This is a genomic window from Stappia indica (assembly GCF_020177335.1).
GTDB classification, from domain to species: domain Bacteria; phylum Pseudomonadota; class Alphaproteobacteria; order Rhizobiales; family Stappiaceae; genus Stappia; species Stappia indica_B.
This window is the reverse complement of the sequence record NZ_JAIVMG010000007.1, coordinates 79,984-91,614: the sequence shown is the minus strand read 5'-3', so window position 1 is coordinate 91,614 and position 11,631 is coordinate 79,984. Positions and strand designations below refer to the sequence as shown.

Here is an 11,631-nt window from a genome sequence, read left to right as displayed (position 1 = left end):
TCGGTTCAGAAAAAGTCAGGGAGGATCCGCGATGACCGACCCACAGGATTGGCTCGCCACATTCCGGCCGAAGCCGCTTCACAGTTATCTCGAAGCGGCGGTGCGCGATCATGGCGACCGGCCGGCCGCCGATTTCATGGGCAAGGTCTGGCGGTACGACGAGATCGGCGCGCTGACGGACAAGGCCGCGGCGGGGCTTCAGGCCCTGGGCGTGCAAAAGGGCACCAAGGTCGGCCTGTGTCTTCCCAACACACCCTATTACACGATCTTCTATTTCGCGGTGCTGAAGCTCGGCGGGATCGTGGTGAATTTCAACCCGCTCTATGTGGAACGGGAAATCTCCTTCCAGGCGCATGATTCCGAAACCCGGATCATGGTCACGCTGGATCTGAAGATCATCTTCGACAAGGTGGAGACGGTGCGGCGCGAAGGGGCGTTCGACAAGATCATCGTCTGCCCGATGGCCGATATCCTGCCGCAGCCGAAGAAGCTGCTGTTCACCCTGTTCAAGGGCCGCGACCGGGCCTCGATCCCCAAGGATGCGGCGCATCCGCGCTTCGCCGATCTGATCGCCGGCGGCAGGACCGTCAAGGCGGCCGACATCGATCCGGACGAGGATGTGGCGGTGCTGCAATACACCGGTGGCACCACCGGCGTGCCCAAGGGCGCGATGCTGACCCACACCAACCTGTCCGCCAACATCGAGCAGATGCGCACTCTGTTCGCCGCCGCCCAGCCCGGGCGGGAGAGGATGCTGTGCGTGCTGCCGTTCTTCCACGTGTTCGCGATGACCGTGGCGCAGAACCTCTCGGTGGTGCTTGGCGCGGAGATGGTGCTGCTGCCCCGGTTCGAGTTGAAGATGCTGCTCGATACCATCGTGCGCAAGAAGATCACCCTGTTCCCCGGCGTACCGACCATCTACACGGCGATCAACAACGGGGAGCAGACCAAGAGCTACGACCTGACGTCGATCAACCTGTGCATCTCCGGCGGGGCGCCGCTGCCGGTGGAGGTGAAGACGCAGTTCGAGACCCTGACCGGCTGCATTCTGGTGGAGGGGTATGGTCTGACGGAATGTTCGCCGGTGGTGGCGGTCAATCCGCTCGACGAGAACCGGCGCGCCGGATCGATCGGTCTTGCCGCCCCTGGTACGTATGTCGAGTTCCGCGATCTGGAGGACCTGTCCCGCCCCGTTGCGGAAGGGGAGAAGGGAGAGCTGGTGGTGCGCGGTCCGCAGGTGATGAAGGGCTATTATCACCGGCCGGACGAGACCAACCGGGCCATCGAGGATGGGGTGCTGCACACTGGCGATGTCGGCTACCGCGATCCGGACGGGTTCATCTATCTGGTCGACCGGATCAAAGACCTGATCCTGTGCTCCGGCTACAATGTCTATCCGCGGGTGATCGAGGAGGCGATCTACCAGCATGAGGCGGTGGAGGAGGCGATTGTCATCGCCGTGCCGGACACCTATCGCGGCCAGTCGCCGAAGGCCTTCATCAAGCTGCGGGAAGGGGCGCAGGTCTCGGCGGAGGAGATGAAGCTCTTCCTGAAGGGGCACCTGTCGCCGATCGAGATGCCGCAGGAGATCGAGTTCCGCGATGCGCTGCCCAAGACCATGGTCGGCAAGCTGTCGAAAAAGGAGCTGGTCGAGGAGGAAGCGGAAAAACGGGCGGCGGCCCCTGCGGACGGCTGACCTGCCATTCGGGAGATGCGGCGACGGCTTCGCGGGCGGCGATGTCGCGCGGGAAGCTTCGCCGCGCCCCGCGGGAGAATGGGACGTTCTGTCTCGCGGGCTTCCCCGCCGCCGAGTTGACGGGGAGGGCCCCCACGGCCGATAAGAGCCGTCCCGCAGCCATTTGTGATTCTCCCGATGCCCTTCTCCTCGGAAAACAGTAAGACGCTGAATTCGTTCGTGAACGCCATTGGCGCCAGCGTTGCCGTCTTCAGCAAGGGCGAGCATGACGCCTATGTGATGCTGGCCGCCAACCGGCAGTACATGGCGATGCTGGAACGGGAGGAGATGGACGGGGTTGTCGCCTACGGGCTGGCGGACATCTTTCCCCGCTATCTCTGCCTGCCCTTGAGCGAGCAGATGGACGAATGCCTGCGCACCCAAAGCCCGGTGGAATCGGAGGTGGTGATCGACCGGGGCGGCCGGGTGAGCTGGTGGCGTTTCGTGTTCTCGCCGGTGTTTACCGAGCGCGGCGCGGCGCGGCGGGTGCTCAACACCTGCATCGACATCACCGAGAAAAAGTCGCTGCAAAGCTCTCTGGCGCAATCGCAGAGCCGGTTCGAATCCGTCGTTGACGCGGCCTATGACGGCATCCTCTCCGTCAACGAGGACCGCGAGATCGTGCTGATGAACACCGCCGCCTGCGAGATCTTCAAGGTCAGCCGGGAAGAGGCCTATGGCAAGCGGCTGGAGACCCTCATTCCGCAGCGATACCGCGAGCGCCATCCAGGCTATGTGGCATCCTTCGGCACCTCGCCGATCATGTCGCGGCCGATGGAAACGCGGGTGACGGTGATGGGCCTGCGCAGCGACGGGACCGAGTTTCCCGCCGAGGTGACCATCGCCAAGATCAAGGTGGGCACGGCGACCGAGTTCATCGCAGTGGTGCGCGACATTTCCGAGCGCGCCCGGCTAATCGAGGAGTTGCAGCGGGCGGCGACCAACGATCCGTTGACCGGCGTCCATAACCGGCGACACCTGTCGAAGATCCTGCGCGGCGAGCTGGAGCGCTGCCGGCGCTTCGGCCATGAGCTGACCGTCGCCATGATCGACCTCAACGAGTTCAAGACCATCAACGACAGTCACGGCCATCATGTCGGTGACGAGGTTCTGGTCGCGTTCACCCAGGCGGTTGGCAAGCATCTGCGGGACGTGGACACGGTCGGACGCTGGGGTGGCGACGAGTTCCTGGTCATCTGGCCGGAGACGGCCGAAGACCGGGCGGGGCGGGCGATCGCGGCGATCCGCGACGAACTGGCCGACATTCAGGAACGGCTGTCGAAGCCGGGCACCGTGATCGAGTTCAGCCACGGCCTGTTTCAGACCGACGGCGCGCTCGACGCGGATGAGGTGGTGCAGCGCGCCGACCAGATCCTTTATGAAAACAAACGCACGCAGCGGGGCGGCTGACCGGCGTCACCAAAGGGCAAGGCGGGAGGTTGTCGGCGGCATGACGCTTGCGGTGGCGGGTCCGGCTTGGCATTGTCGGCGCAGCGGTTTCAGCGTCTTGCGCTGACCCGACACACCGTACCCGAGCCCAGGACGAATGCGCTGATGAGTGGTGATCTGCCGACCTATCTCACCACCCGGGAAATGGCCGATCTCCTGAGGGTCAAGGAGCGGAAGATCTACGATCTGGCCGCCGCCGGGGAGGTTCCGCACAGCCGCGCCACCGGAAAGCTGCTGTTCCCCCGCGAGGAAGTGCTGGCCTGGATCGCCAGTGCCAGCGATGCGCCCGCCGCCGATGCGATGCGTCCGCCGGTGGTGCTGGGCAGCCACGATCCGTTGCTGGAATGGGCCTTGCGCGAATCCGGTTCCGGCCTTGCCGCGCTGTTCGACGGAAGTCTCGACGGGCTCGACCGGTTCGAGGCGGGCGAGGGCATCGCCGCCGGCCTGCATGTGGTGCAGGAGGAGGGGTGGAACACGGAGGTGATCACCCGTCGGTTTCGGTATCGTCCGGTGGTGCTGGTCGAATGGGCCTGGCGCAGCCGCGGCTTTATCGTCGCGCCGGGCAATCCGGCCGGGATCACCCGGCTTGCCGATCTGGCCGGGCGTCAGGTGGTGCGCCGTCAGGCCAAGGCCGGCGGCCAGTTGCTGCTGGAGCGGCTCGTCGCGGAAGAGGGATTGACGCCGCCGGCGGCCACCGGGCCGATGGCCCGGGATGAGCGCGAGGCGGCACTGGCGGTGCTCGATGGCCGGGCCGAGGTTGCCTTCGGGCTGGAAGCCTCGGCACGCCAGTTCAAGCTGGATTTCGTGCCGGTGTGCGAGGAGCGCTTCGACCTGCTGGTTTCCCGGAGGGACTGGTTCGAGCCGCCGTTCCAGGCGTTTGTCGCCTTTTGCGGCACGCCGGCCCTGCGGGAGATGGCCGCCTCCCTCGGCGGCTACCGGATCGAGCAGCTGTGGAGGCCGCATTTCAACGGCGGCTAGAGCCTTGCCAGCCGACCCGTGCCGCTCAGGGCGGGTCGGAGCGCAGGCCCGACTGGGCGGTCACCTTCTTGCCGAGATAGGCCTCGCGCCAGGCCGTGTAGAGCGCGGCGGCGACGATCAGCGTGGCGCCGGCCAGGGTGTGCAGGCCCGGCAGGTCGGAAAACAGCAGGAAGCCGATGGCGGTGGCATAGAGCAGCCGCACGTAGTCGAACGCGGCGATGGCCGAGGCCTCGCCGGCGCGGAAGGCGCGGATGTTGCACATCTGCCCGGCCCAGGAGACGAAGCCGGCGATCACCAGAAGCCCCCATTCGGTCGGGGTCGGGGTCTTCCAGTTGGCGATGGCAAACGGCAGCATGATCACGCCGACGAACACCGCCTGATAGGTCAGGATGGTGACCGGCCGCTCGAATTGCGACAGCTTGCGGATCAGGATCATCACCACGGCGGCGGCCGCCGCCCCGGCAACCGCAAGGCCGGCGTAGATGTCGATGCCACTGCCCGCATCCGGGCGCAGGATCACCAGAACGCCGATGAACCCGGCGATGGTCGCCAGCCAGCGGTGCCGGCCGACGGTTTCCCCCAGAAACAGGATCGCGAAGATGGTGACGAAGAAGGTCTTGGAAAAGGACAGCGCCGTGGCATCGGCGAGCGGCAGGTGAACCACCGCGGTGAAGCCGGCGAACATGGCGACGGAGGCGCAGGCAATGCGCAGGGCATGCAGGTGTCCGTGCCGGGTCACCAGCGATGCGGGCAGGCCGGCGACGATGGTCGGGGCGACGATCATCGCCATGAAGATCTGGCGGATCAATATGATCTCGGTGACATGCAGCCGCGCGCCGAGCAGCTTGATCAGGGTCACCATGGTCGTGAAGAACAGGCCGGCCACCAGCATCCACAAGATGCCGCGCAGATTGCCCGGCAGGGACGACAGGCGGTGATTGACGACATGGAGACGGCGAATGACGCGGGCGTGCGTCCGGGGAGGGGACATGCGGGAAAGGGATCCGGGCAAGAGAAGGTTGCGGCAAGCATAGACCCGCGCGGCCGGGATGTGGAGTGTTTTGTAGGATGATTGGGGGGCTGACCCATGACTGAGGCTGACGTGGCGCGGGATGGCAGGAAACCCGATTTTCGCGTCTTTCCTGACAGCTCATTGTCGACCCTGCGCCACTCGCAGCCAATTTTATGAGTTTGTGGCCTGGGTACTTGGCGCGGGCGGGTGGTTGCCGCTAAGTTTGGCGAAATGGGGCGCGCTGCACGGGGAGGTGGTGCGTAGGGCCTCGGCCTGGCCGGGCGCGCGGCGGTGGCGGCTCCGGGTTCTGGCGAACGGGCCGGGCCACGCTTTCACAGTCCTTGAAATTCCAAAGCGATAGTCGAGATTCCAAGCGAGGCGGACGGTATGAACGAGGTTGTTCCGGCAAAATTCGGCATGGGCGCACCGGTGCGGCGTCAGGAGGACGCGGCGCTGATCGTCGGCAAGGGCCGGTATGTGGACGACATCCAGCCCGAAGGGGGCTTGCACGGCTATATGCTGCGCTCGGCGATGGCCCATGCGCGGATCTCGCTCGATGGGCTCGACGCGGCGCGGGCCGCCCCCGGGGTGGCGCTGGTGCTGACCGCCGCCGAGATCGGCGATCTGGGGCCGATGCCGACCAAGGCGCTGGTCACCCAGCCGGACGGGTCGCAAAATGACGTGCCCCATCACCCGGTGCTGGCCGTGGACACGGTGCGCCACATCGGCGAGCCGATCGCCTTCATCGTCGCCGACAGCCTCAATGCGGCGAAATCGGCCGCGGAGCTGATCGAGGTCGACTATGAGCCGCTGGCGGCGGTGGTGGAAACCGGCGACGCGCTTTCCCCCGGTGCCCCGTTGGTGTGGCCGGAGCGGGGCAGCAATCTCGCCTACACCGTGGAGCGGGGCGATGCGGCGGCCACCCAGGCGGCCTTTGCGGCGGCGCACAAGGTCACCCGCATCGAGATCGTCAACAACCGCCTGGTCGCCAACTACATGGAGCCGCGCGGCTGCATCGCCGAGTATGACGCGGGCACCGAGCGCTATACCCTGACCGTTGGTACCCAGGGCGGGCACGGAATGCGGGACATTGTTGCCCGCGACATTCTCGGCATTGACCCGGCCCGTCTGCGGGTGGTGACGCCGGATGTGGGCGGCGGCTTCGGCACCAAGGCGTTCGCCTATCCGGAATATCCGCTGAGCCTGGTTGCGGCGCAGCGGCTCGGTCGGCCGGTGAAATGGATCTGTGAGCGGACCGAGCACTTCCTCGCCGATGCCCATGGCCGGGACAATCTCTCGGTCGCCGAAGTGGCGATGGATGAAAACGGTCGCTTTCTGGCGATGCGGTTCGAACTGATCGCGGCGATGGGCGCTTACCTGCATCAGTACGGACCGTCGATTCCGTTCGTCGGCAGCTCGATGGCCACTGGCCTTTACGACGTTTCCACCATCCACCTGACCCTCAAGGGGGTCTACACCAATACGGTGCCGACCGACGCCTATCGCGGCGCGGGACGGCCGGAGGCGGCCTATCTGCTGGAACGGCTGGTGGATAAGGCGGCACGGGAGATGGACCTGTCGCCGGCGGAAATCCGGCGGCGCAACTTCATCGCTCCGGAGCAACTGCCCTACACCACCGTGACGGGCCGGATGTATGACACGGGCGCCTTCGCCGAACATCTGGAACTGGCGCTGCAGGCGGTCGACTGGGACGGATTCGAGGCGCGCCGCGCAGCGTCGGCCGCGAAGGGGCGCTATCGCGGCATCGGCCTTGCGACCTATGTCGAAGCCTGCGCCTTCCCCGGTTCGGAGGAGGCGACGGTGGAGCTGGGCACTGACGGCTCGCTGACCCTGTTGATCGGCACCCAGACCAACGGGCAGGGCCATGCCACCGCCTATGGCCAGATCATGGCCGAGCAGTTTGGCGTCGATCTGAACCGGATCACCACGGTGCAGGGCGATACCGACCGGGTGCGCCGGGGCGGGGGCACCGGTGGCTCGCGGTCGATCCCGATCGGCCTGCCTTCGGTTCTGGAGGCCTCGCGCAGTTTGGTGAAGAAGATCAAGGAGCTGGCCGCCGACCGGCTGGAAGCTGGCGTCGAGGACCTGGAACTGGTCGGCGGCAACGTGCAGGTGGTTGGCACCGACCGGGCGGTGACGCTGGCGGAAATCGCCGCCGACGCGCCGGAGCCGCTGAGCGCCCGCGAGGCGGTCAAGCAGGCCGAGGCGACCTATCCCAATGGCACGCATATCTGTGAGCTGGAGGTCGATCCGGAGACCGGCGAGACCACGCTGCTCGACTATGTGATCGTCGATGATTTCGGCGTGGTCGTGAACCCGTTGCTGCTCACCGGTCAGGTGCATGGCGGCGTGGTGCAGGCCATCGGCCAGGCCTTGATGGAACGCACGGTCTTCGATGCGGACGGTCAGCTCGTCACCGCCTCCTTCCTCGACTACCGCATGCCCCGTGCCGGGGACCTGCCGGACATCCGCTTTGCCACCCACAACGTGCCCTCCACCACCAATGCGCTGGGCATCAAGGGCGCGGGCGAGGCCGGGACCATCGGCGCCTGCCCGGCGGTGATGAATGCGCTCGACAACGCCCTGCGTCACGGCGCCGGAGTGGAGCGGATCGACATGCCGGCAACGCCGGACCGGGTCTGGGAGGCGATCCGCGCAGCCAGCGCCTGACGGGGGCCGGAAGCGCGGCTGCCGGGGAGGGACGCGGTTCGGAGACTTTCAGGGCGCGTTCCGGAGGGAGCGTTGTGGTGACCTAAGGTCATGCAATCGGCGCAGGGGAGATCTGTGCCGGACGCGGGTCGGCGCTCTGTCATTCATCATACGAATGGCCTAACCTGAGCCGATCGTCCCTCCTTGCGGATCAGCCTCGGCCCGGGGCCGATCCGTCCCCCCGAAAGGTTGTCATGTCCGTTCGCAGCGCCGATGCGTCATCCCAGGAGCGCCCGGCAGGGCAGGATCTCAATCGCCACAATCCGAAGCTCGGGATTGCACTGAAGATCGGCGCGACGCTGGCCTTCACGGTGATGGTGGTGCTGATCAAGCTGGTGGCGGACCGCTATCCGGTCGGCGAGCTGGTGTTCGCGCGGAGCCTGTTTGGCCTGGTGCCGGTGTTGATCATGGGGCTCTGGCAGGGGGAATCCCTGTCCGTGGTGAAGACGGCCCGCCCGCTGGGGCATATCGGCCGGGCGATCGTCGGCGGGTCGGCGATGGCACTGTGGTTTGCCGCGCTCGCCCGTCTGCCGTTGCCCGATGCAACGGCGATCAATTTCTCCGCGCCGCTGATCATGGTGGCGCTGGCGGCGCTGCTTCTGGGCGAGCGCGTCAGGGTTTACCGCTGGACGGCGGTCGGCATCGGCTTTTGCGGCATCCTGATCATTCTGTCGCCGCACCTGGGCGCGGCGGTTCCCGGCTCGGACGGGGTCAACGGGCTTGGCGCGGCCTTTGCCTTCGGGTCCGCCTGCATGATGGCGCTGGCGATGATCCAGGTGCGCCGGCTGACGAGCACCGAGCGGACCACCACCATCGTCATCTGGTTCGCCGGGGTGTCCTCGGTCCTTGCCCTTTTGACGGCGCCGTTCGGATGGGTGATGCCGAATGCCGAGGATGCGTTGATCCTGGTCGCCGTCGGGCTGTTCGGCGGCATCGGCCAGATCCTGATGACCCATTGCTACCGCTTCGCCGAAGCCTCGACCATTGCCCCGTTCGAGTACACCACAATGCTGTGGACGGTGATTGCCGGCTGGCTGGTGTTTGCCGAGGTGCCGACCATCGAGGTGATCATCGGTGCCTGTTTCGTCATCGGCGCCGGGGTGTTCGTGATCTTCCGCGAACAGGCGCTGGGCCTCGACCGGTCGAAGGAGCGGCGGACGGTGACCCCGTCCAAGGCCTGAGGCGGGAGCGCTGGGCCGGCGCCTTGTATTGGCGCCGGCGGGAAGCGCCGGAATCCGCTTCAGAATGCCTTGAAGGTGATGATCGTCTTGGTGTCGAGAATGCCCTCGAACGGGTGGACCTTCTCATTGACGAAATGGCCGATGTCGGTTTCGTCGTCGACGTAGAACTTGACCAGAAGCTCGTAATCGCCGGCGGTTGAATAGATCTCGGAGGCGATCTCCGCGTCGGCGATGGCATTGGCGACCTGATAGGCCTTGCCGAGGTGGCATTTGATCATCACGAAAAAGGGAACCATCGAATTCTCCGTTGCATGGCCGGCCCGACCGGGCGCGGCACCGGACGCGAAGTCCGCGCCGGGCGTTGCGCGGCGGGCGACTCGGCGACAGTGAAGCGGAAGCGGCCGTCCGGAGCAAGGGGCGGTTGTTCGGGCCGACCACTGCGGGCCTGTCGCGGGCTGTGCTGGGGGATAAGGCGAGGATGGTCTTGCACCCGGGGCGCCGGACCGCCATTTGAGGGGCGCCCGGGCGCGAGCCGGCCCGCCTGCCCCGGGTGCGCAGGTGATTCCACTTGCCGGTAAAATGCTTTAGGTTTCGGTTCGGATGCTCCTTTCGGGAGGCCTTGCCATCGGCGGGCTGGACAACAGGACGGAATGGCCGATGACGACGCGCCGCGATATCAAGCCGGAACAGGGAACGGCGGTGCTCTTGTCACGGCGCGGCGCGCTGGCGCTCGCCGGAGCGGGGGCCGCGGTCGGACTGGCCCGCCCCGCCATTGCCCAGACCACCATCGAATGGAAAATGGCCACGGTCTGGCCGAAGGACCTGCCCGGCCCCGGCCAGTCGGCGCAGCGCATCTGCGATGCGATCGAGGTGATGAGCGGCGGGCGGATGCGCGTGCGGCTGTTTTCCGCCGGAGAGCTGGCACCGCCGGCCGGGGTGTTCGATGCGGTGTCCGGCGGTACGGCGCAGATGGGGCATGCGGCCTCGGCCTTTTGGCAGGAGCGGATGCCGGCGGCGGTGTTCTTTTCCGCCGTGCCCTTCGGCCTGTTGCCGCAGGAACAGATGACCTGGATCGAACTGGGCGGCGGGCAGGGCCTGTGGGAGCGGCTTTATGCGCCCTATGGGGTGCAGCCGTTCATGGCCGGCAATAGCGGCGGGCAAATGGGCGGCTGGTTCACCCGTCCGGTGGAGCGGCTGGAGGATCTCAACGGGTTGAAGGTGCGGATGCCGGGGCTGGGCGGCGAGGTGCTGCGCCGGCTCGGGGCGACGCCCGTGTCCCTTCCAGCGGAAGAGCTGATCCCGGCCCTGCGCAGCGGCCTTCTCGACGCGGCCGAATTTCTCGGTCCGGCCAGCGACCAGGCAATGGGCTTCCAGTCCGTCTCGAAGCTCTACTATGCTCCGGGGTTCCAGGAGCCCAATGGCACCTATGAGGCGCTGGTCAATGCGGTGGCCTTCAACGGATTGCCGGACGACTTGCGGGAAATTGTCCGCGCTGCCTGCCGGGTCGAGACCTCCCGCGCCCTGTCGGAAAGCAACTGGCTCAATGCGGAAGCGCTGCGCCAGTTGACGGAAACCGACGGGGTGGAGGTGCGCCACTATCCGGAGGACGTGCTGCTGGCGCTGCGCTCCACCTCGGCGGATGTGGTGTCTGGGCTGGCGGCCACCAGCGATCTCGCCCGGGAGATCTACAACAGCTACGCCGAGGCGCAGGCCCATCTCGGCCCCTGGAGTGCGGTCACCGAAGGGCTGATGCTGCGGGCCCGGGCGCTGTAATCGGCCCCGCCGGCTGGCGGCGCGCCTCAGCAGTCCCGGTCGTGCGGGGCAAGCAGCTCCGGCGAAAGTTCCCGGAAACGGCCGTCGCGCAGGGCGGCGAGGGCGAAATCGACCATCGGATCGAACATCAGGTCCTGATGTCCCTCGCTGAGACAGCGGCAGCTCTGGGCGACCAGCGCCGGATGGAAGAACATCACCAGCGAATGCTGGAACAGCATCGCCGAGGCATCGGCGTCCTGCTGGGGAAACTCCCCGGTCTCGATGCCCTGGCGGATGGCCACGGCGAAGGTCTCGCGCATGGCCGTCTTGTGCATTTCGATCTCGTCCCAGGCTTCCTCGATCGCCGCTTCGAGCAGATCGTGGATCTTGCGGTTCTCGGTGTAGCGTTCGCGCATGTGGTGGAAATGGCTGCGCACCATCACCCGCAGCCGCTCCGAGGCGGTGGCGCCGGGATTGTCCGCGATGTCCTTCAGCATGACCTCGCGCAGATGCTGGGTGACGACGCCGGTGACCGCCTTGGTCAGCTCGGATTTGGAGGCAAAGAACCGGTAGACGTTGGCCGGTGACATGCCAAGTTCGCGGGCGATGTCGGCGATGGTCGTCTTCTGGTAGCCGTAGATGTGAAACAGGCTGTTGGCCTTGTCCACGATCCGCCGGCGCGTCTCCCGGGCGGCGGCGCTGGTGATGCCATCGCGGGTCGCTGCGACTTCATCCTCTGGTCTTTGCCGTTCCGCTGTGTCCGTCATGGGCTGTCCAATCACATGTGTTCCGCT

9 protein-coding genes are annotated in these 11,631 nt (G+C 66.4%); 6 read left to right on the top strand and 3 right to left on the bottom strand.

Translation table 11 applies throughout. The annotated features are described in order from the left end of the window. Positions 1–31 precede the first annotated feature (31 nt). The 3 genes from LC062_RS11105 to LC062_RS11095 all read left to right on the top strand — a co-directional run bounded on the left by LC062_RS11105 (position 32) and on the right by LC062_RS11095 (position 4,162). The gene (locus LC062_RS11105; RefSeq protein WP_224911104.1) at positions 32–1,696 is read left to right on the top strand and encodes a long-chain-fatty-acid--CoA ligase; all 1,665 of its coding nucleotides are present in this window, start codon (positions 32–34) and stop codon (positions 1,694–1,696) included. A 219-nt stretch (positions 1,697–1,915) separates the two neighbouring features. Next, on the top strand, positions 1,916–3,145 hold the full coding sequence (locus LC062_RS11100) for a sensor domain-containing diguanylate cyclase (protein WP_224911103.1): 1,230 nt from the start codon (positions 1,916–1,918) through the stop codon (positions 3,143–3,145). Between the two features lie 144 nt (positions 3,146–3,289). Beyond that, entirely contained in the window at positions 3,290–4,162 is an 873-nt protein-coding gene (locus LC062_RS11095; protein ID WP_224911102.1) for a helix-turn-helix transcriptional regulator, read from the top strand. Positions 4,163–4,187: 25 nt separating this feature from the next. Here the strand turns inward: LC062_RS11095 and LC062_RS11090 are convergent, their stop codons facing one another. After that, complete coding sequence (locus LC062_RS11090) at positions 4,188–5,153, bottom strand: DMT family transporter (RefSeq protein ID WP_224911101.1); 966 nt, start codon at positions 5,151–5,153, stop codon at positions 4,188–4,190. A 408-nt stretch (positions 5,154–5,561) separates the two neighbouring features. Between LC062_RS11090 and LC062_RS11085 the strand changes: the two genes are divergently transcribed. Next, on the top strand, positions 5,562–7,865 hold the full coding sequence (locus LC062_RS11085; protein WP_224911100.1) for a xanthine dehydrogenase family protein molybdopterin-binding subunit: 2,304 nt from the start codon (positions 5,562–5,564) through the stop codon (positions 7,863–7,865). Positions 7,866–8,098: 233 nt separating this feature from the next. Further along, complete coding sequence (locus LC062_RS11080; protein ID WP_224911099.1) at positions 8,099–9,085, top strand: DMT family transporter; 987 nt, start codon at positions 8,099–8,101, stop codon at positions 9,083–9,085. Positions 9,086–9,144: 59 nt separating this feature from the next. Here LC062_RS11080 and LC062_RS11075 read toward each other — a convergent pair whose 3' ends face one another. Further along, complete coding sequence (locus LC062_RS11075) at positions 9,145–9,381, bottom strand: Lrp/AsnC ligand binding domain-containing protein (protein ID WP_181758608.1); 237 nt, start codon at positions 9,379–9,381, stop codon at positions 9,145–9,147. Between the two features lie 304 nt (positions 9,382–9,685). Between LC062_RS11075 and LC062_RS11070 the strand changes: the two genes are divergently transcribed. After that, positions 9,686–10,858 (top strand): TRAP transporter substrate-binding protein, encoded by a 1,173-nt coding sequence (locus LC062_RS11070; protein WP_224911098.1) that lies wholly within the window; start codon positions 9,686–9,688, stop codon positions 10,856–10,858. A 26-nt stretch (positions 10,859–10,884) separates the two neighbouring features. Here the strand turns inward: LC062_RS11070 and LC062_RS11065 are convergent, their stop codons facing one another. Next, complete coding sequence (locus tag LC062_RS11065; protein ID WP_224911097.1) at positions 10,885–11,604, bottom strand: TetR/AcrR family transcriptional regulator; 720 nt, start codon at positions 11,602–11,604, stop codon at positions 10,885–10,887. Positions 11,605–11,631 lie beyond the last annotated feature (27 nt).